This window comes from Streptomyces sp. NBC_00273 (assembly GCF_036178145.1).
In the GTDB taxonomy this organism is placed as follows: Bacteria; Actinomycetota; Actinomycetes; order Streptomycetales; family Streptomycetaceae; genus Streptomyces.
Genome location: NZ_CP108067.1, coordinates 5,689,503 through 5,715,828 on the forward strand (window position 1 = coordinate 5,689,503; position 26,326 = coordinate 5,715,828).

Below are 26,326 nucleotides of genomic sequence, written 5' to 3' on the forward strand. Positions count from 1 at the left end.
TCAGCTCCTCAGCAGGATCGCGGACGTCGGTACTCCCTCGCCCGCCGTCACCAGGCAGGTCGCGGCGTCGGGCACCTGGGAGGTGGAGACGCCCCGCAGCTGCTTGACGCCCTCGTTGATCAGGTTGAAGCCGTGCACGTACGCCTCGGACAGGCCGCCGCCCCCGGTGTTGAGGGGGAGCCGGCCGCCCATCTCCAGGGCGCCGCCCTCGGTGAAGGCGGCGCCCTCGCCGCGGCCGCAGAAGCCGTAGCCCTCCAGGGAGAGCGGGATCAGCGGGGTGAAGGCGTCGTAGATCTGGGCGACGTCCACGTCCTGGGGCCCGAAGTCGGCCTGCTTCCACAGGTGGCGGGCGGCGGTCCAGGCGGGGCCGGACAGCGGGTCGTCGTTCCAGTAGTTGACCATGCCGTGGTGCTGGGCGGGCAGGCCCTGGGCGGCGGAGTGCACGTAGACGGGCTTCTGGCGGCAGTCGCGGGCGCGCTCGGCGGAGACGACCACGCAGGCCAGTGCCCCGTCGGTCTCCAGGCAGTTGTCGAAGAGGCAGAGCGGGTCGCTGATCATGCGGGAGGTCATGTACATCTCGCGGGTCAGCGGGCGCTCGTACATCATCGCGGTCGGATTGGCGTTGGCCCGGTTGCGGCAGGCCATGGCGACGTTGAAGAGGTGGTCGCGGGTGGCGCCGTACTCGTGCATGTAGCGGCGGGCGAGCATGCCGATCTCGTCGGCGGGGCGCAGCAGGCCGAAGGGGCGGGTCCACTGGCCGGGGGTGGGCAGCTGGACGGCGGTGTTCTTCCAGGGGCGGGGGCCCGAGCCGCGCTTGCGGGAGCGCCAGGCGACGCCGACGGTGGCCTGGCCGGTGGCGACGGCGGAGGCGAGGTGGCCGACGGTGGCGCAGGAGCCGCCCCCGCCGTAGCCGATCTTGGAGAAGAAGGTGACGTCGCCGGCGCCGATGGCCTTGGCGACCTCGACCTCGTCGGTCTCCTCCATGGTGTACGAGGCGAAGGCGTCGACCTCGGACGGTTCGATGCCGGCGTCGGCGAGGGCCGCGAGAATGGCCCGGCAGGCCAACTCCTTCTCGGACTGCGGGAGATGTTTGGCAAAGGCGGTCTGCCCGATGCCGACTATCGCCGTCGCGTCCTTGAGCGTTGCCGCCATCGCCACCTCCGGGGTGCGCCAGTACTGACAGCCGCGAAGGCTACAGCTAATCTGACGGATAGTCAGCTACTGGATCTGCGGGAAGGTGGCACGCATGGGCGGCGACGGGCGCGAGGGCGACGTGCGCGAGGACGTGCGCGGGGATCTGCGCTGGGGCAGCATCGCGCAGCTCGTCCGGGCGGCAGCGGCACGGTACGCCGACCGCGAGGCCGTCGTCGACGGGCGCGTCCGGATCAGTTACGCGCAGCTCGGCGAGCGCGTCGAGCACGCCGTCGCGGCCTGCGTCGCCGCCGGGATCGAGCCCGGTGACCGGGTCGCCGTCTGGGCCCCCAACACCCTGGAGTGGATCGTTTCCGCACTCGGCGCCGTCTCGGCCGGCGCGGTGCTCGTCCCCCTCAACACCCGTTTCAAGGGCGCGGAAGCCGCGTACGTCCTGGAGCGCAGCAGGGCCCGGCTGCTCTTCGTCACCGGCACCTTCCTCGGCACCTCCTACGTCGCCTCCCTGCGCCGCGCCGCGGCCGAGGGCTCCGGCACCGGCCCGCTGCCCGGACTCCCGCACCTGGAGCAGGTCGTCGTCCTCGCCGACGACGCCCCCGACTCCTTCCGCACCTGGAAGGACTTCCTGGCGGGCGGGGACGGCGTACCGGCCGCGGCGGTCCGCGAACGCGCCGAATCGATCCGCCCCGAGTCCCCCTCCGACATCATCTTCACCTCCGGCACCACCGGCAGCCCCAAGGGCGCGGTCATCACCCACGCCCAGTCCCTGCGCTGCTACGACGTGTGGAGCGAGCTCGCCGGACTGCGCGAGGGCGACCGCTACCTGATCGTGAACCCCTTCTTCCACACCTTCGGCTACAAGGCCGGGATCATCGCCTGCCTGATGCGCGGGGCCACGATGGTCCCCCAGTCCGTCTTCAACGTGGACACCGTCCTCGCGAACGTCGCCGCCGAGCGGATCTCCGTACTCCCCGGGCCGCCCACCCTCCACCAGTCGCTCCTCGACCACCCCCAGCGCGACCACCACGACCTCTCCGCCCTGCGCCTGGTCGTCACCGGCGCGGCCGTGGTCCCGCTGCGGCTCGTCGAACGGCTGCGCGGCGAACTGCACATCGCCACCGTCCTCACGGCGTACGGGCTCTCCGAGGCAAGCGGCATCGTCACCATGTGCCGCCGCGGCGACCCGGCGGAGACCGTCTCCGCCACCTCCGGCCGGGCCATCCCGGACACCGAGGTGGTGATCCTGGACGCCGACGGGCGGCCGCAGCCGGCCGGGTGCGCGGGCGAGATCGCGGTCCGCGGCTACCACGTCATGCAGGGCTACTTCGAGGACCCCGAGGAGACCGCCCGGACCATCACCCCCGAGGGCTGGCTGCACACCGGCGACGTGGGGTACTTGGACGAGGTCGGCAACCTGCGCATCACCGACCGGATCAAGGACATGTTCATCGTCGGCGGGTTCAACGCCTACCCCGCCGAGATCGAGCAACTCCTCGGCCTCCACCCGGACATCGCGGACGTCGCGGTGATCGGCGTCCCGGACCCGCGCCTGGGCGAGGTCGGCAAGGCCTACGCGGTCCGCCGCCCCGGCTCCACGCTGACCGCGGACGACCTGATCGCCTGGTCCCGCCGCGAGATGGCCAACTACAAGGTCCCGCGCGCGGTGGAGTTCGTGACGGAACTCCCGCGCAACGCGAGCGGCAAGATCCTCAAACGCGCCCTCCGCGCCGGCCAGGCGTAGGAACCGGCCATGCTGAACCACGGGTAACTATGAGATGAACAGCGATTTTCGGAAGTGTTTCGAATGAATTAAGTCATTGTTGCCCTGGCTGGCCTTGCTTGGCGATCATGAACATGTCCTGATGTCACCCTTACGAGGTCAAGATCGTTTAGCTGAAAGAGCTCCTCGTGCAGATCAAGCGTGGTATTAAGACCGCCCTCGCCGCCGGCGTCCTCGTGGCGGCAGTCGCCACTCCGGCGATGGCCGACAACGTCGCCGGTGGCATCTGGAACTACGGCGTTGGCGACGGCAAGGTGTACTCGAACTACTACCACAACGACAAGTGCCACGGGTCTTCGGTGCAGGGTGCCTTCTTCGCCTCCAGCGGCAACGCGGACAAGGGGACGTGGGCCCTGGCCTCGGCCGGGAAGGCCCGCTCGGGCAACAAGTCGTACTACCGTTCCTCCTGCTGATCCAGGGCGAGTTGCAGCTCCGGGTTCTCCGTAGCTGATCCGGACCGTGGGGAGGCGAGAGTCTCCCCACGGCTCGTTCCGCGCCGTGCCGAGATGTGCTCCCTGAGTGCCCTGACCTAGGTAATAGATGCTGCACCGAGGTATCAAGTTCGTCCATGCCGCCGTGTTGGCCTTCTCGGCGGTCGTAGCGTTCCTGTTCGTGCGAGGACTGGACGAGGACTGGGTACTGGGTCACTCGGCGCTCGTGTGGGTGTCCGAGTCCGACGACTCGGCAACCGGCGCCCAAGTCGCCGATGCGGTATCCGCGTTCGCCGGACGACGGGGCGTCACGGTGGCACGGGAAGTGCCGGACCTGCAGGATCCCGACAGGCGCCGGCACCTCTATCTCGCCCCGGGCAGGCCGGGATCCGATGCCGCGTCATGGCCGGGCGAAGGCTACCCGGCGTTCGGACGGGACTACCGTACGGATGTCCACCCGATCGCAGACGTCGGGCAACGGGACCCCAGAGGCATCTACTACATCTTCGGCACCCCCGAGGACGCCGACGCGCTGGTGGCCGAATTCTCGCGCCTCGGCCTGAGCGCCGATGCAGACCACCCGCTCTCCCTCAGCGCACTGGTGCCCTACTACGCGGGCACCGCCCTTTACTGGTCCGCCCTCGTGGTCGCTCTCGCCGCCATGACGATGACCGGCGCCGGCGTCCTGCTCAACGCCAAGGCGTACGGGGTCCTGCGGCTCCAGGGCAAAACCTTCACCGACATCCTCGTGCGTGATCTGCGCCAGCTGGCGGTGTTCTGGGCAGCGGCGGCAGGCGGGGTGGCCGCTGCCGCGCTCGCCTTCCTCGGCCTCTACAACGGCCTGGCATGGCTCGGCCTGTTCGCGTCGGTGGCCGCCGTCCTCACCGGTGTGATCGTCCTGCTGATGCTGGCCACCCACACGGCCGCCCTCGCCCTGACGTTCAGGACCGACGTGCTGCACGCCCTCAAGGGTGAACTCCCGGCCCGGGCGGCCTCGGCCAGCGCCTACCTGGTGCGCATCCCCGCGCTCCTCCTGGCCCTGGCCATCGCCACGGACGTCGTCCTGGCCAGTCAAGACGTAGCGGCCCGCCAGGACAGCCGCATCGCCTACGCCGCAGCCCGCGACGCCGTCGCCATCCGTCTCAACGGGAGCCTCGGAAGCGAATCGCCCCGGATGGAAGCGCCGGTGGGCCAGTGGCTGCGCCGGTCCGACGCCGAAGGGAAGACCATCATCGCCGGGCGCCGGGACCTCCAGGGGATCGCCCCGACCGCGCACCTGCCCCAGGGCGAGATGCTCATCGTCAACGAGACCTTCCTCGCCAAGCAGCCGTTCCTGGACCCCGCAGGACAGCGCCACACCCCGGCGGCTCAGGGTGGTGCGGCCCCGGACGCCCGCAAGGTACGCCTCATCGTCCCCGAGTCCCTCGGCGCGCACGCGGCGACCATCGCCGCCAGGGTCCCCGGGATACTCAGCCCGACCGACCCGAAGCTCATCCGGTCGGACGCGGTGGAGACGCTCCGGGCCAGGAGCGGGCAGTCCGTCTTCGCCTACAACCTCGGTGACCAGACCTTCAGCGGCGCCCACACCGTCGGCCAGGACCGCTCCTTCGTACGCGACCCCGTCCTCGTCGTCGTACCCAACGGGTCCACCTTCCTCACCGACAACGCCTACACGGCGTTCGCCACCCAGGGCGGAGTGGTCTTCACCGACCCGGACGACGTCTTGGCCGGCATCGCGGCGAACAAGCTGCAGACCTATGTCACCGCCCTGCGCCCGCTCGGACAGAACGCCGCCCTGCAGATGCGGGACGCCGAGATCAATCTCCGGCTGCAGCTCTTCAACCTCATCGTGGCCGTGGCAGTGCTCCTCATCACCGGCGTCGGCGTCTGCATCGTCTACTCGCGCAAGAACGCCCAGGCCATCTTCGCCAAGCACATCAGCGGCTGGACGTTCACCGCCACGCACCGCTCCGCACTCGCCGTGGAGGGCGTGCTCGTCGTGCTCCTCGCCGCCTGGGTCCCGTTCAACGTGTGGCAGCAGAACCAGGAGCTCGAGCAGTTCACGGCCATGGGCGTACCCGCCCCCCGTCCGCCGGTCACCGTCACCACGCTCGACATCGCCCTCACCGCCGGGCTGATCGTCACCGAGGTCGTCGCCGTACTCGTCGCCCTGGCCTTCTTCCACAGCCGCATCGCCAAGGAAGGGGCGACGCAATCGTGAGCCCCGCCTCGACCGCAGCCTTCAGCAGGAGCACCACCATGATTGAGATCGACCGCCTGGCGAAGTCGTTCGGCACCCGGAACCTGTGGACCGACGTGACGCTGACCATCGACCGCGGCGACATGCTCGCACTCGTGGGCCCCAGCGGATCGGGCAAGTCCACCCTCCTCAACTGCCTCGGCCTCCTCGACAAGCCGAGCGCGGGTGCGATCCGTTACGACGGCAAGGACATCACCAATTTCAACCAGCGGGGGGTCCGCGCCTTCCGCCGGAACGTCCTCGGCTACCTCTTCCAGAACTACGCCCTGATCGAGAACGCCACGGTCGCGGCCAACCTGGAGATCGCCGTCAGGCCGCAGCGCGCGCTCCCGCGGGAAGGGCGCGTCACCATAGCCGAAGCCCTTGAGCGCGTCGGCCTCGCCGGGCGCCAGAAGGAGAAGATCCACCACCTCAGCGGTGGGGAGCAGCAACGCGTCGCCCTGGCCCGGCTCATCGTCAAGCGGCCGGCCCTGGTCCTCGCAGACGAGCCGACCGGCGCCCTCGACCAGGAGAACACCACCATGGTCGTCGACATCCTCAGCGAGATGAGCGCCGCCGGATGCGCCGTCGTCATCGCCACACACGACGACTACGTCCGCGACCGGTGCGACTCCACGTTCGCCGTCAGCCAGCCCGTTTCCCTGCGGAGCCCGCGGGCGAAGTAGGCCACCGGATCCGTTAGGTGCGCCGGGCCAGCACCAGCCGCCAGCGGGGAGCACCCCCGGCCTGCCGCCCGAAGTGGTCCAGCGGCACGGTCTCCACGGCGAAGCCGGCCGCCTCCAGATCGCGGCGGACCCCGCTGAGCGGGAAGGTGCGGTAGTACATGACGAACGGGGGGCGCCACACCGCGTTGCGGACCCGCATCGCCGCGTCGAAGCCCGCCGTCACCCACCACACCCGGGAGCCGAGCGGCAGCGGGGCGCCGATCGGAAAGGCGAAGACGCCGCCCTCGCGCAGGGCGGCGTGGACCCCGGCGAAGAGCGCGGGGCGCTCCGACGGGAGGAAGTGGCCGAAGGCGCCGAAGCTGACCGCCAGGTCGTAGGTGTCCGCGAGGGCGGGCGGCAGGGCCCGCGCGTCGGCCCGTACGAAGTCCACGCGGTCGGCGTCCGCGCCGTACCGGCGCTCGGCCTCCGCGAGCATGCCCGCGCTGAGGTCCACCCCGGTGATCCGGCCGCGGCACAGCCGGCCCAGCATGTCGATCCCGGCGCCCGTGCCGCAGCACACGTCCAGACCGGCGCCGAAGGTGCCCTCGTACCGGGCGAGGGTCTCCTCGACCGCGTCGAGCATCCGGTCCGGGGTGCGGAAGGGGGTGTGGTCGAACTTCGACGCGAGGAGGTCGTAGCCCCGCTCGACCGAGGAGAGGCCCTGCACTGCCAGTTCGCGGACGCTCGGCCCGTGGGAGGAGAACACGCCCCCAGCCTATGTCGCAGCCCCCGCACATACGTGTACGGCGGTCGCGGTGGCTCCCCCTCCGGGCCACCGCGACCGCCGTTCCCCCGTTGCTCCCCCGTACTCCCCCGTGGTCCCCCCGGTGGTTCCCCCGTACGTCTTGCGAGTGCTACGGGCGCGGACCGGACGCGTGGTTGTCCAGCGTCAGGATCTCCTCGCCCGCGACCGGCGGCGTGACCGGAGCCGCAGCCGGGTCCTCGGTCTTCTCGAGCGGCTTGATCTCGATGCCCGAGGCGTGATTGTCCAGGGTCTCGATCTCGACGCCCGAGGCGTGGTTGTCGAGCGGCTTGAGGTTCTCGTTCGTCGTCATCGATTCTCCTGAAGGATGGTTAGGGCTGGGCCCGTTCGGCGATTCCCCCGATGACCGCCGAACGGGTAGTCCACCAACCGACCCGGATGCTCCCCCGAGGCACCGGGTCGATGCACTTATCCTGTCGGACTGCGATAAACGAACGATGAACGCCTCGTTCAGCCGGCGTCCCCGCAGCTCAGGCGGCGATCTCCGAGGCCAACAGGGCCTGCACCTCGCCCAGTTCGGTCGACCGCAGTTGCGTGAACACGGCCTCCGCGTCCCGCCAGCAGGCCCGCGCGCGGTCCCGCTGCCCCAGCCGCCGCAGCGCCTTGCCGAGCACCGTCAGGACCGTCGCCCGGCGCCACTCCCCGCCGATCCCGCGCAGCGCGATGGCCTGCTCGGCGTGCGAGGCGGCCAGGGTGGGCCGGCGCGCCGCCAGGTGGGCCTCGGCGAGCCGGAAGTGCGTCACGCCCTCCCACAGGGGCTGGCGGTTCTCGTGGAACAGCGACAACGCCTCGGCGAGCTGCGCCAGGGCCTCGCCGAGCCGTCCCGCCTGGGTGAGGGCGATGCCCAGCGCGTAGCGGCCGTTGGCCAGGCGCAGGCTCAGGCCCATCCGGTCGTAGATGGCGATGCCCTGCTGGGCCAGGTCTATGGCGCTGGGCAGGCGCCCCAGTTCCACGTGGATGCGGGAGAGGTTGCACAGGGCGCTGGCCTCGCCGACGTTGTTGCCGTCGGCGCGGAAGCACTCGATGGCTTGCAGCAGGTAGCGCTCGCCGTCCGCGTGCCGGCCCTCGTAGAGGGCGATGATCCCGCGGTCGTTGGGGGCCCAGCACATGGGCAGCGGGTCACCGGCCTCGCGCGCGAGCACGGTGGCCCGGGCGGCCTCGTCGTCGGCCTCGGCGAAGCGGCCAGCCACCAGGTGGACGTTGGTGAGGGTGGTGCGGGCGCGGCCCTCGGCGTACGGGTCCTTCGCGGCCTGGCCGGCGTCGCGCAGGGCGACCGCGGCCGACTCGTACTGCCGGGAGTTGGCCCCGGACTCGGCGAGGTCCTTGGCCGCCCACAGCAGGTCCACGGCCCGGCGCAGGACCAGCGACTCGCCGCCCCGTGCGGAGGCCTGCCGTACGCACGCCAGCAGCGGGTCGGCCTCGGCGTACAGCCAGTCCAGGGCGGCGCGCGGTTCGGCGAAGACCAGCCCGGGGTAGTGGGTGTCGGACAGGTGCGCGGGCAGCCGGTCGCCGGGGCGTTCCAGGGCGTAGACACCGGAGGCGGTGGCCAGGTAGAAGTCCAGCAGCCGGTCCAGGGCCGCCTCGCGCCCGCTCGGCGGCTGTTCGTCGCGCTCGGCGCAGGCACGCGCGTAGAGGCGTACGAGGTCGTGGAAGCGGTAGCGGCCGGGGGCGGCGGATTCGAGGAGGGAGCAGTCGACTAAAGCCTCCAGGAGGTCCTCGGTGTCGTACTCGGGCAGATCGAGCACGGCGGCCGCCGCCGAGAGGGAGATGTCGGGGCCGTCGGCGAGGCCGAGGAGGCGGAAGGCGCGCTGCTGGGCGGGCTCCAGCTGGCCGTAGCCGAGCTCGAAGGTGGCCTTGACGGCGAGGTCGCCGGTCTGGAGCTCGTCGAGGCGGCGGCGCTCGTCGGCGAGCTTGGCGGCCAGGACGGAGACCGTCCAGGTGCGGCGGGCGGCGAGCCGGGAGGCGGCGATGCGGATGGCGAGCGGCAGGAAGCCGCAGGCGCCGACGACGTTGAGGGCGGCCTGGCGTTCGGCGCGCACGCGCTCCTCGCCGACGATGCGGGTGAAGAGCTGGAGGGCCTCCTCGGGGCTCATCACGTCGAGGTCGACGAGATGGGCCCCGGCGAGGCCCGCCATGCGGACCCGGCTGGTGACGAGGGCGGCGCAGCCGGCGGTGCCCGGCAGCAGCGGACGGACCTGGGCGGCGTCGCGGGCGTTGTCGAGGAGGACCAGCACGCGGCGGCCGTCGAGGATGGAGCGGTAGAGCGCGGCCCGGTCGGCGGAGGAGTCGGGGATGGCCGTGTCGGGCGTGCCGAGGGCGCGCAGGAAGGAGCCGAGGACGGCCTCCGGTTCGGCGGGTCGGGCCTCGGTGCCCTGGAGGTCGACGTAGAGCTGGCCGTCGGGGAAGTGCGGGCGGGCGGCGTGGGCCACGTGGACGGCGAGGGTGGTCTTGCCGACGCCGCCGATGCCGGCGAGTGCGGAGACCGCCATGACCTGGTCCTGGGCGCCACCGCCGAGGATGGCGCCGAGCTCGGCGACGAAGCTGGCGCGGCCCGTGAAGTCGGGAACGGTGGCAGGCAATTGGGCGGGCCTCACGTGAACGGTCGCGGCGGCCGGGGCCGGGTCCTCCGCGCGGGCGAGATCGGCGTCGGCATTGAGGATGCGCTGCTGGAGCGCGGCCAGTTCGGGACGGGGGTCGACGCCGAGCTCGTCGGCGAGGAGGCGTCGGGTGTCGGCGTAGACGGCGAGGGCCTCGGCCTGCCGGCCGCTGCGGTAGAGCGCGAGCATCAGCAGCTCGCGCAGGCGTTCGCGCAGCGGGTGGGCGGCGGTGAGGGCGGTGAGCTCGGAGACGGCCTCGGCGTGGTGGCCGACCTCCAGGTCGAGGTCGAGGCGGGTCTCCAGCAGCTGGAGGCGCCATTCGGCGAGCCGGATGCGCTCGGTCTCGGCGTGCGGGCCGGGGACGCCGGCGAGGGGCTCGCCCTCCCAGAGGTCGAGGGCGCGGGCCAGGAGCGTACGGGCGAGGGAGCGGTCACCGGCGGCCCGGGCCGCTTCGGCGTCGGCGGCGAGGCTGCGGGCGACGCCGAGGTCGAGGGTGGCGGTGGAGCGCAGCCGGATGGCGTAGCCGCCGGACTCGGTGACGAGGAGGCCGGGGGCCACGACCTTGCGCAGGCGGGAAGCGTACGTACGGATGGTGGCGAGGGCCTGCTGCGGCGGGTCCTCGCCCCAGATGGCGTCGATGAGTTCGGGCGCGGTGGCGGTGCGGCCGTCGCGCAGCAGGAGCACGGCGAGCAGGGCGCGCTGCTGGGGGGTTCCGGAGGGCAGGACCTCGGCGCCGCGCCAGGCGCGGACGGGGCCGAGGACGGCGAAGCGGGACTCGCCCGGACCCGCCGTTTCGCCTGCGGCGGGCTCGGCGGACCCGGCCGGCTCCGCGGCCTCCGCGGAGGACCCGGTGGTCTCGGCGGACCCGGCCGGCTTCGCCGTGGACGCGGCCCGGGCCGGGCGGGCGGGCGCCGGGGCCGCCGCGGGTTCGGCCGCGGGTGCGGGGGTCGCACGCCGTACGGGGGCCGCCCCCGGACCGGCTTCGGGTACGACGGCAGCCGTACGGGCCTCGGGATGTTTCCGCGGGCTCGGGATGGCCGGTACGCCGTCCATCTGTCGTCCCCCTGCCTTCCGTCGGTGTAAGGGTCAGTCTGCCCTGTCTCGCGCGCACACGTCAGCCCGTGTCCGAGCGATCACTGGTCAACTAGCTGACGGTTCGTCAGATCAGCGCTACCGTATGAGCCATGGAGACCTTCCCGAAGATCATCTCGGTGGACGACCACACGGTTGAGCCCCCCCACGTCTGGCGGGACCGGCTCCCGTCCAAGTACCGCGACATCGGCCCCCGCGTCGTCCGCGCCCCGTTGAAGGAAATGACCTTCCTCGGCGGCAAGTTCGCCCCCGTGATGGGGGCCAAGGGCGACGACGGCCCCATCGGCGACTGGTGGGTGTACGAGGACCTGCACCGGCCGCTCACCCGCCTCGACACGGCTGTCGGGTACGACCGCGACGAGATCAAACTGGAAGTCATCACCTACGAGCAGATGCGCCCGGGGTCCTTCTCGGTTCCCGACCGGCTCGCGGACATGGACGTCAACCACGTCCAGTCCGCCCTCTGCTTCCCGACCTTCCCCCGCTTCTGCGGCCAGACCTTCACCGAGGCCAAGGACCGCGAGCTGGGGCTCCTCGGCGTCCGGGCCTACAACGACTGGATGGTGGAGGAGTGGTGCGGCCAGGACGCCCGCGGCCGCCTCGTCCCCCTCACCCTGATCCCGCTCTGGGACGCCCGCCTGGCCGCCGCCGAGGTCCGCCGCAACGCCGCGCGCGGCGTGCGCGCGGTGGCCTTCTCCGAGATACCCCCGCACCTGGGCCTCCCCTCCATCCACACGGACGAGTGGGACCCCTTCCTGGAGGCGTGCAACGAGACCGGCACGGTCATCGCCATGCACATCGGCTCCTCCTCCCGCATGCCGTCCACCTCGGCAGACGCCCCGCCCGCGGTCGGCTCCACCATCACCTTCGCCAACTGCTGCTTCTCGATGGTCGACTGGCTGATGAGCGGCAAGTTCGAGCGCTTCCCCAACCTGAAGATCATGTACGCGGAGGGCCAGATCGGCTGGATCCCGTACATCCTCGAGCGGGCGAACGTGGTCTGGGAGGAGAACCGCGGCTGGGGCGGAGTCGCCGACAAGGTGCTGCGCCCGCCGTCGGAGCTCTTCGCCGAGCACGTCTTCGGCTGCTTCTTCGACGACGCCTTCGGCCTGAAGAACCTCGACGCGATCGGCGTCGCCAACGTCCTCTACGAGACGGACTACCCCCACTCCGACTCCACCTGGCCCAAGTCCCGCGAGGTCGGCGAGGCGCAGATGGGCCACCTCGCACCGGACGTGGTGGACCGCATCGTGCGCGGCAACGCGATCGACCTGCTCGGACTCACTGCGGACGGCCTGTGGGCGGGGCCGGGGGCGTGAGCCCGCGGTAGGGCGTGGCCCGGCCCCCTCCACCGGCCACGCCCTACGGCCACCCGCGTGCCCCGCGGCCGCCCGCGCCCGCCCGGGGCCGGGCACCGCGAGCGTCCCGCGGTCCAGCCACGAGCAGCAGCGCCGTGGCCAGTCCCGCCACCGTCAGCACCGGCAGCAGCACCCGTACGTCCACGAGGGCCACCAGGGCCGAGCCCAGCGCCAGGGCCAGCGCGTTCGGTACGAAGATCAGGGTGTTGGCCGTGGCCGCGGCGCGGCCCAGCGCGGCGTTCGGGACCTCGCGCTGCACCGCCGTCCGCGCGGCGACCAGCACGCACGGCAGCCCGGCGCCGATGGCGGCGCTGCCCGCCAGGGCCACCGCGTCGTACGGCAGCGCCCGGACCCCGGCGCCGAGGGCGAACAGGGTCACCCCGGCGGCCGTGAACACCTTCTCCGGCATGCGCCGCAGCAGCGGGCCCGCCACGAGCCCGCTGAGGACCGAGCCCGCGCCCTGCACCGCGTACAGCACCCCCACGTAGGTGGGTGCGTGCCCCAGCACGTTCCCGGCGACCGCGTAGACCACCGCGCCGTTCAGCCCGGCCAGGAACATCACGGCCGCTCCGGCCGTCACCAGGGCGCGCGGCGCGGGTGCCTCCCGCAGCTGCCGCCAGCCCTCCCGCACCTGCGCGAATCCCCCCGTCCCGCTCCGGATCCGCTCCCGCTGCGGCGGCTCCTCGTCCACCCGCAGCAGGGCGAAGATCCCCGCCGCCAGCGCGAAGGTCACCGCGTCGAGCAGGGCCACCGACCCCCCGCCGAAGCGGGCGAACAGGCCCGCGCCCACCAGCGGTGCGAGCAGCTTCATGCCCTCGGCGGCGGTCAGCCGCAGCCCGTTGAAGTCCCCGAGGAGCCGGTGGCCGACGGCCTGCGGGACCAGGGCCGCCTCCGCCGCCCCGTGCACGGTGCCGCAGATCCCGTACACGAACAGGACCGCGAACAGCAGCCACACCCGGTCCGCCGAGTCCAGCAGGGTCAGTACGGGCAGCAGCGCGGCCATCACGAGGCCGAGGGCGACCAGCAGCGGCCGCCGGGGCAGCCGGTCGGCGAGCGCCCCCAGCGCCGGTCCGGCCAGGACCGGCGCCCACATGGTGAACACGGTCAGCGCCGCGAGCGCGTCCGACCCGGTCAGTGACTTCACCCAGACCCCGGCGACCAGCCACATGGCGCTCGTGCCGAATCCCGAGACGACCACCCCGGAGAGGTAGAGCCCCGCATTGCGGTCCCGCAGGACCTTCCCCACACCTCGTTCGATCACCGACCCAGCCTGTGTTCTAAGGCGGGGGCCGGGGATCGGGAAGACGACCTACGTTCCCCACCGGGGGTTCCCCCACCCGGGGGTCCGGCCGGGAACCCTCGGGGGCGTCTCGTCGGCCGGGTCGGGGCTCCCTGATCCGGTCCGATCGGCAGGACAGGACCTAGCATCGGGCCGTGCCCCGACTCCAGTTGCTCCGTTTCGACCACGCCCCGGCCCTGCTCGCGTTCGAGCGGGAGAACCGGGCCTACTTCGCCGCGTCGGTCCCGGACCGGGGCGACCGCTACTTCGCCGACTTCGACGAGCGGCACGCCGCGCTGATGGCCGAGCAGGCCGCCGGGCTGTGCTTCTTCCACGTCCTGGTGGACGACGGCGGTGAGGTGGTGGGCCGGGTCAACCTCGTTGACGTGGCCGACGGTTCGGCCGAGCTCGGGTACCGGATCGCCGAGCGTGCCACGGGCCGGGGCCTGGCCACGGCCGCCGTCCGGGAGGCCCGCGGGCTCGCGGTCACGGAGTACGGACTGGCCGCGCTGCGGGCGGTCACGACGCTCGACAACGCCGGCTCGCGCGCCGTGCTGGCCCGTACGGGATTCGTGGCCACCGGCGATGTCGACCTGGACGGCCGTCCGGGCCTGCGTTTCGTGTGCGACCTGGAGGTCGAAACCGTGTGAGGCGTGGGCCGGGAGCCGCCCTCGGCCTTGCACCCGACCCTGCCGCCGAGGCATGCTTCGCCAGGGCAAAGCGGGAGGATGATCATGCCGGTGGACAAGCGGACCGTCGTGACGGCGGTGCTGTGCGCGGTGGCGGCCCTGGGGGCGTCCGCCGCGGTGGCCAAGCTCTCGCCACCGCCAGAGGAGGCGCCTCCGGTACGGGCCAAGGCCGCGCCGAGCGCTTCGCCGACGGGACCGTCATCGCGATCGCAAGTGGTGAAGCCGCAGCTGTCCGCGCCTCCCGGCGCCACCCTGCCGCCGGCCGTCACCCCGCCGCCCGGAGGGCCCGCGGCCTTCACCGGGGCCCTGTTCACCAATGGCCTGGACAGCGATCACTTCTGCACCGCCACCGTGGTGAGCAGCCCCGACCGAAACATGATCATCACTGCCGGGCACTGCCTGCTCGAAGGGGACCAGAGCGGCGGGAGCGCCGTCTTCGCACCCGCGTACGCCAACGGGGTCGCCCCGTACGGCACATGGAAGATCGAGCAGGTCTTCGAGGACGACCGCTGGGCCGAGGGTACGGACGACGACTACGACCTCGCCTTCGCCCGCCTCGCCCCGGACGCCAAGGGCCGCACGATCGAGGACGTGACCGGCGCGGCCGTCCTCGACACCAGCGGCCGCGCGGGCGAGGAGGTCACCGTGACCGGCTACCCCGCCGACCGCAAGGTTCCCCGTACCTGCACGTCGGTCGCCGTCCGCTTGAGCGCGACCCAACAGCGCTTCGACTGCGCCGACTTCCCGGGCGGCACCAGCGGCAGCGCGTGGATCGCCGGCGACGGGAAGATCATCGGCATCCTCACGGGCGGGGACACGGACGACGTGTCGACCAGCACGGTCCTCGGCGAGTACGCGGCCTCGCTCTACGCCAAGGCCGCCGCGAAGCCGTAGGCGGCGTCCGCAAGGGATCACCGGCTCAGGTCACCGGCAGTATCCCGTGTGCAGGAAGTCGCGTCGGCCCGGTGCCCCGAGGTCCAGCGGGATGTCGACATGGCTCGGCAGAGCGGTGAAGGGGGCGTTCGGCAGGACGAACTCGCGGCCGGTGTACCTCTCCCGCACGCTCTGCCGGTCGGCGGGCCGGCACACGAACGGGTTGGCGTACGTGTTGTACCCCAGCCCCGCACCGGTGTTGAGGAATCCGGCGTCCTGGCACTGGAACAGCGCGCCCCGGAGTGCCGAGGCGTCCCGGTCGCCCCGGTAGCGCGTCTGGAAGTTCGCGAAGCACGTCGAGGAGTCGGCGCCGTCGTACGGGGACGGGCCGGCGGCGGCCAGCGCTCCGAGGAAGGAGCGGTTGCAGCCGATCTCCGCCGAAGGGGCCTCACCCGCGAGCAGCGCGTCCCGACGGCAGCCGGTGACGTCCTCGAACGCCCCGACCACGTCCTCGTCCCGGTCCAGCCGGGAGTACGCGACGACCAGGTCGCGCTGGGCCGCGAGCGGGTACGCCCCCGTCGTGCCGAACTCCTCGTCGAGCAGCCGGAACCAGGTCTCGAAGGCCGGCACCTGCGCGCGGACGCCGGCCGGAAGCGTGTAGACCGCCAGATCGGTCGGCGTCGTCCAGTCGTCCAGCCCCGGGTAGCCGACGTAGGACAGGACCCCGATCCCGACCTCGGCCGGCTGGGCGCCGTACCGTGCCCGCAGCTTCAGGTACTGCTCGAGGTTGGTGCTGGAGCCGGCCCAGGCGTAGCGGAAGCCACTCGGGTACGGAGAAGCCTGGCCCCGGGCGTGCGTGGTCCCGAAGAGGGAGGGTGCCACGCACCGGACCTCGCGCGCCTCCCACGCGGCCCGGTACTCGGCGGGTGTGGAGACGCACCGCGCCGTGGGGTCGTCCGCGCCGTCGCGGGAGAGCGGGAACGCGCTCGGCGCGCCCAGGAGGAGCAGTCCCGCAACGAGGGCGGCCAGCGCACGGGCGTGCGATCCGAGGGATCGTCGTCTCTTCATGAGGCTCAGTCTCGAAACGGGCGCCCGGCCCCGCGAGCCCACTGCTCCACCCGGCCCAGTACCTTCGGGCCCGCTCGGCACGGCCCCGGGCGGACGGGTCCCCACCAGCGGCGTTCGACGTCGCGGCGGGTCGGTCCGGTTAGGCCAGCAGCCCCAGGTGGACCGGTTCCGCCGGGGTGTTGGCCAGGAGGTCCGGCAGGCGCGGGGGCCACAGGGGCTCGCCCAGGGTGGCCAGGCGCTGCGGAGAGAGCCACTGCCAGTGGATGTCCGGGGCCTCCAGGACCGGCTCGCGGCGCGGGCCCGTGGTGACGAAGATGTGCTCGTGCTGGCGGACCGGGATCCCCTGGTGCGTGAAGTCGTGCTCCCAGGTGCAGAGCAGCCGTTCGGGCTCCAGGTCGGTCCAGCCGGTCTCCTCGCGCAGCTCGCGCCGCACGCAGTCCTCGGGACTCTCGCCGGGATCGATGCCGCCGCCGGGCGGCAGCCAGTGGATGCCCACCTCCACGTTGTCCTCCCGGAAGAGGAACACGGATCCGGTGGGGGACAGGATGACAACGCGCGCTGCGTGACGTGGAGTTCGCATCATCGATTCAATGTACGCCGGTGATCGGTTCCGGGGGATGGGCTTGCACCTGGCCTTTTACCGCCTTTTGCGTGCCAGTCCCCCGGGCCCGCCCCGCTACGCCGCCGCCAGTGCCAGCGTCGGCGACAGCCGGGCCGCGCGCACCGCCGGGTAGAGCCCGGCCAGGGTGCCGATCACCAGGGTGGCGGCGAAGCCGCCGGTCACCGCCCAGAGCGGGACCACCCAGGGCAGGTCGCCGGCCCGGGCGGGCTCGTCTACGTCCTCGTCGGCCAGGGCCTCTACGCGAGCGTCAGCGGGGCCGTCCGTACCGTCGCGCCGGCCTACGCCGCCGAGTCGCCCGGGCCCCCGTCCCCGGCCGGACCCTGACCCCGGGCTGTCCCTGCGAACCGGCGAAGGCGCTGCCGACGGGCCGGCCCCCGACCGCCGAGCAGCTCAAGGCCTACGCGTACACCCAGAACCTCTCCGACGCCGTCACCGACGCCACCCGCCACCGGCTGCTCGTGTGCTCCCTCCTCGCGCTGGCCGTCTTCGCCGTGCTGTCGATCTGGCTCGCCTGGTGGATGGCCGGCCGGGTGCTGCGCCCCGTCGGCGTGATCACCGAGACCGCGCGCCGCCTGTCGGGGGAGAACCTGGACGAGCGGATCGCGCTCGACGCGCCGCCCGGCGAGCTCAAGGAACTGGCCGACACCTTCGACGCGATGCTGGGGCGGATGGAGCAGCTGGTCTCGGCACAGCGGCGGTTCGCGGCGAACGCGGCGCACGAACTGCGCACCCCGCTGGCCGTGCAGCGGGCCGCGGCCGAGATCGGACTGGCGGGGGACCCCTCACCGCAGAAGGTGGCCCGGATCCGCGCCAAGTTGATCGGTGTCGCCGATTCCAGCGAGCACCTCATCGAGTCCCTGCTGCTGATCGCCGTCTCGGAGCAGGGGCTCGAGTCCACCGGTCCGGTGGACCTGGCGGCGCTCGCGGGGGTCGAGTTGGCGGCCTGTCCGCAGGAGGGGCTGAACGTCGTACGGACCCTCGCGCCGCTGACCGTGCCGGGCGACCGGACCCTGCTGGGGCACCTGTTGCGGAACCTGGTGACCAATGCGGTGCGCCACAACCGCGCCGGCGGCCGGATCACCGTGTCCACCTCCGCCGACGGGGAGCTGACGGTGTCGAACACCGGCCCGGTGATCGGTCCGGCGGACGTGCCGGGGCTGCTGGAGCCCTTCCGCAGGCGCGCCGAACGACTGCACACCGCAGGTGAGGGCGCAGGGCTCGGGCTGTCGATCGTGGCCTCGATCGCGCGGGCGCACGGGGCGGAACTGGCGGCCGAGGCCAATCCGGCCCCGGAGGGCGGCCTCACGGTTCGCGTGCGCTTCCCGCTGTCCGGCGAGGCGCGCACGTCGTAGCCACCCGGGCTGCGGGGGCCTGCTGATGTACGGTCGGAGGAATGAGCCAGCACGCCCGAGCCCGCTCCCGCCCGCCCCGCAAGCCCCGTGCGACCCGTAGGACCCGCCGGGCGGCCCTCGCTGCCGTACTGGGCCTGGCGACCTTCACGGTCGGCTGGGTGTACGTGGCCCAGGACCCGGACGAGGCCGCCGGCCCCCGGCCGCAGGCCCGCGTGGACGCCCGCCCGCAGGCCGAGGACCGCGCCGCGCGCGACGCGCGGCGGGCCGCCCAGCAGGCCGAGCGGCAGGCCGCCCAACAGGCCGCCCAGCAGGCCGCCGCCCCGCAGGGCCTGGCCGGCGTCAGCGAGCGGACCCGGGCCCGGATTCCGGCCGACTCCCGTCAGCTCGTCCTGGTCACCGGCAAGGCGGTGGACTCCTCGGAGTCCACCGCCGCCTTCTACACGCGCCCCGCGGCCGGCGCCGACTGGGTCAAGGCCGAGAGCTGGCCGGCCCGCAACGGGGCCAACGGCTGGTCCACCGAACGCACGTACGGGGACCTGACCTCGCCGATGGGCGTCTTCGCGCTCACCGACGCGGGCGGCCTGCTGCCGAAGCCGCCCGGGACCCGGCTCCCGTACGACGAGGACAACGGCTTCGTCGCCACCGGCCTCGGGGTGAACGGGGAGTCCCTGGTGGGCTCCTTCGACTACGTCGTCGCCATCGACTTCAACCGCAGGCCGGGCCGGTCCCCGCTGGACCCGGTCATGCCGGACGGCGAGGATAAGGGCGGCAACATCTGGCTGCACGTGGACCACGACGGGCCCTCGCAGGGCTGCGTGGGCATCCCCAAGGCGGCCATGGAGAAGGTCCTCCAGACCCTCGATCCGGCGGCGAAGCCGGTCATCGTGATGGGGCCGGAAGGCTTCTGAGCCGGGCGAGTCGGGGCCGCAGCAGCAGTCCGATGTAGACGAGGTCGAAGACGCTGCACAGGATCCCGAGACCGAGGATGAACGGCGCGTCCTGCATCGCCCCGAGCAGCAGGGTCGGGGCGAGCGTCCCCAGCCATTTGGCGACGGCGATGGTCAGGGACTGCCCGAGCGGCCCTTGCCGGGAGGCGTACAGGGCGATGAACAGGCCGGACATCAGCAGGTTCTGCAGGAACGCCGAGTACCGGCTCGCGTCGTGCGCCCCGAAGTGCGCCAGGAACATCCACTGCACGGCGAATCCCGTACCGAACACCAGGATCGACCAGGTGGCGAAGAGCGGTCGGGTCACGAACTCCGGCAGCTCGGACCGTCCGAAGCGCAGATAGGTGTAGATGATCGCCACATCGGCCACCGCCCACACCACGTTGACCACGCCCTGCGCGGAGATCCCGACCGCGACGTCGCGGACCGCGTAGGTCGCTTCCCAGGCGAAGTTGAGCGCGAGCGCGGCGACGGGCATCGCGTAGGTCCGGTCCCGCAGCCCGACGCGGATCGCCTCCACGTACACGACCGTCCAGGCGATCCCGCTGACCAGCGTGAGTATCAGATCCACGCGCGCACCCTAGCGACGGCAGCGCGGAAGGGGAACGTCCCAGTTCCGTCCGGCGTGTGTCGCACCCCTTGTCTGACGATCCGTCAGCTACGACGATGGCCCCGCACCGATATGACGAATCGGCAGACGAAGGCGAGGCGGGCCCGCCATGGCGCGCGTATTTCCGCAAGGCAGGCTGGTCTACGGGATGCAGCTCCCGGTCCAGTCGCAGAGCACCATCTACGCCGAGCCCTGGGAGGCGTCGGCCACCGCCGCCGATCTCGCCGGGATCGCCCGGGCCGCCGACCGGGCCGGCTTCGGGTACGTGGCCACCTGCGACCACGTGGCCATCCCGCGGCGGCTCGCCGGCCCCATGAGCACCGTCTGGTACGACCCGGTGGCGACCCTGTCCTTCCTGGCCGGCATCACCGAGCGCGTGCGGTTGCTGAGCCACGTCGCGATCCTGGGCCTGCGCCACCCGCTGATCAGCGCCAAGCAGTACGCCACCCTCGACCACCTCTCCGGCGGCCGGCTGGTCCTCGGGGTGGGGGCCGGGCACGTGCAGGAGGAGTTCGAGGTCCTCGGCGTGGACTTCGCGCGCCGCGGGGCCGTCCTCGACGAGACCCTGGACGCGCTGCGGGTGGCGCTGGGGTCCGAGGAGTACCCGGAGTTCGAGGGCGAGCTGTTCTCGTTCAAGGGCCTCGGCCAGCTGCCCCGGCCCGCGCAGGAGCGGATCCCCGTCTGGGTCGGCGGCTCCTCGCCCGCGGCCGTCCGTCGCGCCGCCGTCCGCGGGGACGGCTGGCTCCCGCAGGGCGACCCGCGCGAGAAGCTCCCGGCGCAGATCGCCCGGATCGGAGAGCTCCGCGAGGCGGCGGGGATCACCGCCCCCTTCGAGTTCGGCGCGATCACCGAGGCGCTGTACGTCGGCGAGCCCGGCTGGGACACCGGCCGCCGCACCCTCACCGGCAAGGCGGAGGCGCTCGCCGAGTCCCTGCGGGAGTACCGGGCGCTCGGCGTGGACCAGATCCAGGTGCGCTTCCGCAGCCGCGACCGCGCCGAACTCGTCGACCAGATCACCGCTTTCGGGGCCGAGGTGGCCCCCCTCCTCAACGACTAGGGGCTGACGGACCATGGGCAAGCTGGACGGGCGCGTCGTCATCATCACGGGCGCGGCGCGCGGGCAGGGCGAGCAGGAGGCCCGGCTCTTCGCCGCCGAGGGGGCGCGGGTGCTCCTCGGCGACGTGTTGGACGAGCAGGGTGCGGCGGTGGCCAAGGACATCGGCGAGGACCGAGCCCGGTACGTGCGGATGGACGTGAGCCGCGAGGAGGACTGGGCGGCCGCGATCGCCGCCGCGAAGGAGGCCTTCGGTCCGGTCGACGGCCTGGTCAACAACGCGGGCATCCTGCGCTTCAACGAGCTGACCGCGACCCCGCTGGAGGAGTTCCAGCAGGTGGTCCAGGTCAACCAGGTGGGCGCCTTCCTCGGCATCAAGACGGTGGCCCCCGAGATCGAGGCGGCCGGCGGCGGCACCATCGTCAACACGTCCTCGTACACGGGCCTGACGGGCATGGCGTACGTCGGCACGTACGCCGCCACCAAGGCGGCGATCCTCGGCCTGACCCGGGTGGCCGCGCTGGAGCTGGCGGGCAAGGGCATCCGGGTCAACGCGATGTGCCCGGGCGCCGTGGACACCCCGATGGCCAACCCGGGCCTGCTGGATCCGGCGAACATGACCGACGAGGCCAGGGACGCGATGGCGGAGCTCTACAAGCGGGTGGTCCCGATGGGTCGGGTGGGGCAGCCGGAGGAGGTCGCGAAGCTGGCGCTCTTCCTGACGGGCGAGGACTCCTCGTACATCACCGGCCAGCCCTTCGTGATCGACGGCGGCTGGATGGCGGGCGTGAGCATTCTCTGATGGGTCGTCAGCTATTGACGGTCCCACCCCGGCAATGGAACAGTCGGGACATCAAATCTGACGGAACGTCAGAAACCAAAGGACGGTGAACCCCCTTGGAATTCGGGCTCTTTGTGCAGGGATACGTGCCTGAGGCGCGGTCCAAGGTCGACCCCGAGGCAGAGCACAAGGCGCTGATCGAGGAGACCGAGTACGTCATACAGGCGGACAAGTCCGGCTTCAAGTACGCCTGGGCCTCCGAGCACCACTTCCTGGAGGAGTACTCGCACCTGTCGGCGAACGAGGTGTTCCTCGGGTACCTCGCCCACGCCACCGAGCGCATCCACCTCGGCTCCGGCATCTTCAACCCGCTCGCCCCGGTGAACCACCCGGTCAAGGTGGCCGAGAAGGTCGCCATGCTCGACCACCTCTCCAAGGGCCGCTTCGAGTTCGGCACCGGCCGCGGCGCGGGCAGCCACGAGATCCTCGGCTTCCTGCCGGGCATCGAGGACATGAACGGCACCAAGGAGATCTGGGAGGAGACCATCGCGGAATTCCCCAAGATGTTCCTCCAGGAGGAGTACGAGGGGTTCCAGGGCAAGCACTGGTCGCTGCCGCCGCGGAAGGTCTTCCCCAAGCCGTACGGGAAGGCCCACCCGGCCATGTGGTACGCCGCCGGCTCCCCGTCCTCGTACGCGATGGCGGCGAAGAAGGGCCTCGGCGTGCTGGGCTTCAGCGTGCAGAAGGTCTCCGACATGGAGTGGGTCCTCGACCAGTACAAGACGGCCATCCGGGAGGCGAAGGCCATCGGCGCCTTCGTCAACGACAACGTCATGGTCACCTCGACCGCGATCTGCGCCGAGACCCACGACAAGGCCGTCGAGATCGCCGTCAACGCCAACATGAACCGCTTCCAGTCGTTGGTCTTCCGCTACCACGACACCTTCCCGCGGCCCGAGGCGATCCCGCAGTGGCCCGAGACCCTGCCGGAGTACAACGCGGAGATCATCGAGCTGCTGATCGCGGAAGAACTGCTGATCTGCGGCGACCCGTCCGAGGTCCGGGCCCAGTGCAAGCGCTGGGAGCAGGCCGGCGCCGACCAGCTGTCCTTCGGCCTGCCGACCGGCGTCTCGCCCGAGGACACGATGACGACGATCAAGCTGATCGGCGAACACGTGATCCCGCACATCGACACGGACCCGGTGCACCGCACGACCCGCTTCCGCCAGGCCGTCTGACCCGGCGGGGACACGGGACGGCGTCTTCCCGGACCGCCGTCCCGCACCGGCCCCGGCCGGAGGTTGTGCCGAGGCCGCGGTCGCCCGGCGGCCTCCGGCCGGGGCATGCAGGGGCTCCGCCCCCGCACCCCCGCGCCTCAAACGCCGGCGAGGCTGCAACACCCAGTCCCTCCGGCGTTTGAGGCGCGGGGTCTGGGGCGGAGCCCCAGGAAACCCGGCTCGGCCGGGCACCGGGCTCCGCCCGGACCCTCCCCCAGCTACCGCTGGGAGGTGCCCCTGCTCAAACGCCGGCGAGGCTGCATGCGGGCGGATCCCCAGCGGGCCGGCCGCAAGGCGAACACGGCAGAGAGGACGTCATGCTCGACCACCTGATCAAGGGCGCGACCGTCGTGGACGGCACCGGCGCCCCCGCCCGCGTCGCAGACGTGGGGATACGCGACGGCCGGATCGCGGCGATAGCCGCACCCGGCACCGTCACCGAAGAGGCCCGCACCACCGAGGACGCCACCGGCCTGGTCCTCACCCCCGGCTTCATCGACCCGCACACGCACTACGACGCCCAGCTCTTCTGGGACCCGTACGCCACGCCCTCCATGAACCACGGCGTGACCACCGTCGCCGGCGGCAACTGCGGCTTCACCCTGGCCCCGCTCAACCCGGCCCGCCCCGAAGACGCCGACTACACCCGCCGCATGATGAGCAAGGTCGAGGGCATGGCCCTCAAGGCCCTCGAAGAGGGCGTCGACTGGACCTGGTCCACCTTCGGCGAGTACCTCGACGCCCTGGAGGGCCGGATCGCCGTCAACGCCGGGTTCATGGTCGGCCACTGCGCCCTGCGCCGACACGTGATGGGCGAGGACGCCGTCGGCGGCCAACCCACCCCCGAGCAGATGCAACAGATGCTCGACCTCTTCCACGACGCCATGAACGCCGGCGCCTGGGGCCTGTCCACCACCCAGTCCGCCACCCACTCCGACGGCTCCGGCGCCCCCGTGGCCTCCCGCCACGCCCGCCCCGCCGAGCTGCTGGCGCTGTCGAAGGCGGTCGCCGAACACGAGGGCACCCAGCTGGAGGCGATCGTCGCCGGCTGCCTCGACCAGTTCTCGGACGACGAGATCGACCTCTTCGTGGAGATGAGCGCCGCCGCCGGCCGGCCCCTCAACTGGAACGTCCTCACCATCGACGCCTCCGTCCCCGAGCGGGTCCCGCGCCAGCTGATCCCCAGCGAGCGCGCCCGCAAGGCCGGCGGTCGGATCGTCGCGCTGACGATGCCCATCCTCACCCCCATGAACATGTCGCTGGGGACCTTCTGCGCGCTCAACCTCATCCCCGGCTGGGGCGAGGTCCTCGGCCTGCCCGTCCCCGAGCGGATCGAGAAGCTCCGCGACCCCGACGTGCGCGCCGAGATGCTGCGCCGCGCCGACAGCAAGGAAGCCGGTGTCTTCCGGCGCCTCGCCCACTTCGGGCGGTACGTCATAGGCGACACGTACAGCAAGGAGAACGAGGGCCTCTCCGGCCGGGTCGTGAACGACATCGCCGCCGAGCGCGGCCAGGACCCCTTCCACTGCCTGGTGGAGATCTGCGCCAACGACGAACTGCGCACGGTGCTCTGGCCGATGCCCACCGACAACGACCCGGCGAGCTGGGCCCTGCGCCAGGAGACCTGGCAGCACGAGGACGTCATGCTCGGCGGCTCCGACGCGGGCGCGCACCTGGACCGGATGTGCGGGGCCCCGTACACGACCCGCTTCCTCGGCGACTGCCTGCGCGGCCGCAAGCTGGTGCCGCTGGAGCAGGCCGTACGGATGCTCACCGACGACCCGGCCCGGCTGTTCGGACTGCGCGAGCGCGGCCGCCTCGCCGAGGGCTTCCACGCGGACCTGGTCCTCTTCGACCCGGAGCGGATCGAGGCCGGTCCCGCGACCCTGGTCCACGACCTGCCCGGGGACAGCCCCCGGCTGGACGCGCGGGCCATCGGCATCGTCTCGGTACGGGTCAACGGCGTGGAGACCATCCGCGACGACGAGGTGACGGGGGCGGTCCCCGGGATCGTGCTCCGGTCGGGCCGGGACACGAGGACGGTGAGCACCCGATGACGGACGCGCAGGCGCAGAAGCTCTACGTCGGCGGCGAGTGGGTGGAGCCCGCGGGGGGCCACTACGAGGTGATCAACCCGGCGGACGAGTCGGTGGTCGGGCTCGCGCCCGAGGCCTCGCGCGCGCAGGTCGAGGAGGCGGCGCGCGCCGCGGCCGAGGCCTTCGAGAGCTGGTCCCGTACGACGCCCGAGGCGCGCGCGGCGATCCTGGACCGGGCCGCGGACATCATGCAGCGGGAGTACGAGCCGTGGGCTGCGCTGGCCCGGCAGGAGACGGGCGCACCGACGGGCATCGCGCGCGGCATGCAGGTCGGGGTGGGCGTCGCCCGCTTCCGGCGGTACGCGAAGGGCGCCCTCGAACCGGTCGAGCGGGGCCTGCCCCCGCAGGTCACCGAGGCCGGCCCGATGGGGCGGGCGAGCATCCTGGGCGCGCTGGAGGTGCGCCAGCCGGTCGGGGTGGTCACCTGCATCACCTCCTACAACAACCCCTGGGCGAACCCGGCGGGCAAGGTGGCCCCGGCCCTGGCCATGGGCAACACGGTGGTGGTCAAGCCGGCCCCGCAGGACCCGCTGTCGGTGTTCAAGATGGCGGACGCCCTGCACGAGGCCGGGGTGCCGGCGGGCGTGGTGAACGTCGTGGGCGGGCAGTCGGTGGAGGTGGGCGAGGCCGCGGTGGACTCCCCGCACGTGGACATGGTGTCCTTCACCGGTTCCACGGCCGTCGGGCAGCGCATCGCGGAGGTCTGCGGCCGCTCCATGAAGCGGCAGTTGATGGAGCTGGGCGGCAAGGGCGCGGCGATCGTCTTCGAGGACGCGGACCTGGACGCGGCGGTGATGGGGATCGGGACGACCTTCTCCTTCTACTCCGGGCAGATCTGCACGGCCCCGACCCGGGTGATCGCCCACCGGTCCGTCCACGACCGGCTGATCGAGAAGCTGACCGGCTATCTGGCCTTCATGAAGGTCGGCGATCCGGCGGCGCCGGGCACGGTGGTGGGCCCGGTGATCTCGGCGGCGCACCGCGACCGGGTGGAGTCGTACGTCGAGCTGGGGAAGAAGGAGGGCGCCCGGATCGCGTACGGCGGCGAGCGCCCGGTGGTGGGGGACGGCCGCGGCTTCTACGTGGCCCCGACCCTGTTGGTCGACTGCACGAACGACATGCGGGTGGTCCGCGAGGAGATCTTCGGCCCGGTGGTCGTGGTCGTCCCCTTCGACGGGGACGAGGACGAGGCGGTCCGGCTGGCCAACGACAGCGACTTCGGGCTGCTGAGCTACGTGTGGTCCGGGGACTCGGCGCGCGCGTTCCGCGTGGCGCGGCGGCTGCGGGCGGGCGGGGTCGGCGTGAACACCATCGGCCGGAACATGGAGGCCCCGTTCGGCGGCTTCAAGCGCAGCGGAGTGGGGCGCGACGTGGGCTCGTACGCGCTGCACGCGTACAGCGAGATCCAGTCGATCGTCTGGACGGGCTGAGCCGGTGGCGGTGTCCGGCCGGGGAGTCCTCCTCGGCCGGACACCGCCCGATCCGTTCTCCCGGGCGACTACGCGACCACGGCCGTGAGCAACCCCCGCATGCGGGTACGACAG

Annotated in this window: 22 protein-coding genes and 1 pseudogene; 14 read left to right on the forward strand and 9 right to left on the reverse strand. The window is 72.3% G+C overall.

All coding sequences use genetic code 11. The annotated features are described in order from the left end of the window. The gene (locus OG386_RS25185; protein ID WP_328789999.1) at positions 1-1,152 is read right to left on the reverse strand and encodes a lipid-transfer protein; all 1,152 of its coding nucleotides are present in this window, start codon (positions 1,150-1,152) and stop codon (positions 1-3) included. Between the two features lie 133 nt (positions 1,153-1,285). On the opposite strand from OG386_RS25185, the gene OG386_RS25190 reads away from it, so the two are divergent. The 4 genes from OG386_RS25190 to OG386_RS25205 all read left to right on the forward strand — a co-directional run bounded on the left by OG386_RS25190 (position 1,286) and on the right by OG386_RS25205 (position 6,285). Then, on the forward strand, positions 1,286-2,890 hold the full coding sequence (locus OG386_RS25190; protein WP_328793348.1) for a FadD3 family acyl-CoA ligase: 1,605 nt from the start codon (positions 1,286-1,288) through the stop codon (positions 2,888-2,890). A gap of 167 nt (positions 2,891-3,057) precedes the next feature. Continuing rightward, positions 3,058-3,342: a lactococcin 972 family bacteriocin gene (locus tag OG386_RS25195; RefSeq protein WP_328790000.1), complete on the forward strand. Its 285-nt coding sequence runs from the start codon at positions 3,058-3,060 to the stop codon at positions 3,340-3,342. 127 nt (positions 3,343-3,469) lie between these two features. After that, positions 3,470-5,581: a hypothetical protein gene (locus OG386_RS25200; RefSeq protein WP_328790001.1), complete on the forward strand. Its 2,112-nt coding sequence runs from the start codon at positions 3,470-3,472 to the stop codon at positions 5,579-5,581. A 38-nt stretch (positions 5,582-5,619) separates the two neighbouring features. Next, entirely contained in the window at positions 5,620-6,285 is a 666-nt protein-coding gene (locus OG386_RS25205) for an ATP-binding cassette domain-containing protein (protein ID WP_328790002.1), read from the forward strand. A gap of 13 nt (positions 6,286-6,298) precedes the next feature. Here OG386_RS25205 and OG386_RS25210 read toward each other — a convergent pair whose 3' ends face one another. From OG386_RS25210 to OG386_RS25220, 3 genes are all read right to left on the reverse strand, one after another. Beyond that, a complete protein-coding gene (locus OG386_RS25210) occupies positions 6,299-7,030 on the reverse strand; it encodes a class I SAM-dependent methyltransferase (protein ID WP_328790003.1) in 732 nt (243 codons plus the stop codon). Positions 7,031-7,178: 148 nt separating this feature from the next. Further along, on the reverse strand, positions 7,179-7,379 hold the full coding sequence (locus tag OG386_RS25215; RefSeq protein ID WP_328790004.1) for a hypothetical protein: 201 nt from the start codon (positions 7,377-7,379) through the stop codon (positions 7,179-7,181). Between the two features lie 178 nt (positions 7,380-7,557). After that, on the reverse strand, positions 7,558-10,737 hold the full coding sequence (locus tag OG386_RS25220) for an AfsR/SARP family transcriptional regulator (RefSeq protein ID WP_328790005.1): 3,180 nt from the start codon (positions 10,735-10,737) through the stop codon (positions 7,558-7,560). Between the two features lie 131 nt (positions 10,738-10,868). Between OG386_RS25220 and OG386_RS25225 the strand changes: the two genes are divergently transcribed. Then, on the forward strand, positions 10,869-12,095 hold the full coding sequence (locus OG386_RS25225; RefSeq protein ID WP_328790006.1) for an amidohydrolase family protein: 1,227 nt from the start codon (positions 10,869-10,871) through the stop codon (positions 12,093-12,095). 43 nt (positions 12,096-12,138) lie between these two features. Here OG386_RS25225 and OG386_RS25230 read toward each other — a convergent pair whose 3' ends face one another. Further along, a complete protein-coding gene (locus tag OG386_RS25230; RefSeq protein WP_328790007.1) occupies positions 12,139-13,395 on the reverse strand; it encodes an MFS transporter in 1,257 nt (418 codons plus the stop codon). Between the two features lie 173 nt (positions 13,396-13,568). Here OG386_RS25230 and OG386_RS25235 point away from each other — a divergent pair, with 173 nt between their 5' ends. Together OG386_RS25235 and OG386_RS25240 are read left to right on the forward strand one after the other, a co-directional pair. After that, positions 13,569-14,063, forward strand: a complete 495-nt coding sequence (locus OG386_RS25235; RefSeq protein WP_328790008.1) for a GNAT family N-acetyltransferase — start codon at positions 13,569-13,571, stop codon at positions 14,061-14,063. A gap of 84 nt (positions 14,064-14,147) precedes the next feature. Beyond that, positions 14,148-14,996, forward strand: coding sequence for a trypsin-like serine peptidase (locus OG386_RS25240; protein WP_328790009.1), 849 nt, complete (start codon positions 14,148-14,150; stop codon positions 14,994-14,996). 30 nt (positions 14,997-15,026) lie between these two features. Here OG386_RS25240 and OG386_RS25245 read toward each other — a convergent pair whose 3' ends face one another. The 3 genes and pseudogenes from OG386_RS25245 to OG386_RS25255 all read right to left on the reverse strand — a co-directional run. Then, on the reverse strand, positions 15,027-16,043 hold the full coding sequence (locus tag OG386_RS25245) for a hypothetical protein (RefSeq protein WP_328790010.1): 1,017 nt from the start codon (positions 16,041-16,043) through the stop codon (positions 15,027-15,029). Positions 16,044-16,182: 139 nt separating this feature from the next. Continuing rightward, positions 16,183-16,626, reverse strand: coding sequence for an NUDIX hydrolase (locus OG386_RS25250; protein ID WP_266595372.1), 444 nt, complete (start codon positions 16,624-16,626; stop codon positions 16,183-16,185). 93 nt (positions 16,627-16,719) lie between these two features. Then, positions 16,720-16,869: pseudogene (locus OG386_RS25255) on the reverse strand (ABC transporter permease); the annotation flags it as partial. 254 nt (positions 16,870-17,123) lie between these two features. On the opposite strand from OG386_RS25255, the gene OG386_RS25260 reads away from it, so the two are divergent. Next, the gene (locus OG386_RS25260) at positions 17,124-18,017 is read left to right on the forward strand and encodes a sensor histidine kinase (protein WP_328790011.1); all 894 of its coding nucleotides are present in this window, start codon (positions 17,124-17,126) and stop codon (positions 18,015-18,017) included. Positions 18,018-18,058: 41 nt separating this feature from the next. Next, a complete protein-coding gene (locus tag OG386_RS25265; protein WP_328790012.1) occupies positions 18,059-18,925 on the forward strand; it encodes a L,D-transpeptidase family protein in 867 nt (288 codons plus the stop codon). Here OG386_RS25265 and OG386_RS25270 read toward each other — a convergent pair. Beyond that, positions 18,897-19,535 carry a transmembrane-type terpene cyclase gene (locus tag OG386_RS25270; protein WP_327384774.1) on the reverse strand — a complete coding sequence of 213 codons (639 nt, stop codon included), beginning with the start codon at positions 19,533-19,535 and terminating at the stop codon, positions 18,897-18,899. The genes OG386_RS25265 and OG386_RS25270 overlap by 29 nt on opposite strands. A gap of 148 nt (positions 19,536-19,683) precedes the next feature. Between OG386_RS25270 and OG386_RS25275 the strand changes: the two genes are divergently transcribed. The 5 genes from OG386_RS25275 to OG386_RS25295 all read left to right on the forward strand — a co-directional run bounded on the left by OG386_RS25275 (position 19,684) and on the right by OG386_RS25295 (position 26,212). Beyond that, positions 19,684-20,631: an LLM class F420-dependent oxidoreductase gene (locus OG386_RS25275; RefSeq protein ID WP_328790013.1), complete on the forward strand. Its 948-nt coding sequence runs from the start codon at positions 19,684-19,686 to the stop codon at positions 20,629-20,631. A 13-nt stretch (positions 20,632-20,644) separates the two neighbouring features. Next, positions 20,645-21,430 (forward strand): SDR family NAD(P)-dependent oxidoreductase, encoded by a 786-nt coding sequence (locus OG386_RS25280; RefSeq protein WP_328790014.1) that lies wholly within the window; start codon positions 20,645-20,647, stop codon positions 21,428-21,430. A gap of 95 nt (positions 21,431-21,525) precedes the next feature. Beyond that, entirely contained in the window at positions 21,526-22,647 is a 1,122-nt protein-coding gene (locus tag OG386_RS25285; RefSeq protein ID WP_030717409.1) for an LLM class flavin-dependent oxidoreductase, read from the forward strand. Positions 22,648-23,003: 356 nt separating this feature from the next. Further along, a complete protein-coding gene (locus OG386_RS25290) occupies positions 23,004-24,743 on the forward strand; it encodes an N-acyl-D-amino-acid deacylase family protein (RefSeq protein ID WP_328790015.1) in 1,740 nt (579 codons plus the stop codon). After that, entirely contained in the window at positions 24,740-26,212 is a 1,473-nt protein-coding gene (locus OG386_RS25295; protein ID WP_328790016.1) for an aldehyde dehydrogenase family protein, read from the forward strand. The genes OG386_RS25290 and OG386_RS25295 overlap by 4 nt, the downstream gene beginning before the upstream one ends. Positions 26,213-26,326: the final 114 nt, after the last annotated feature.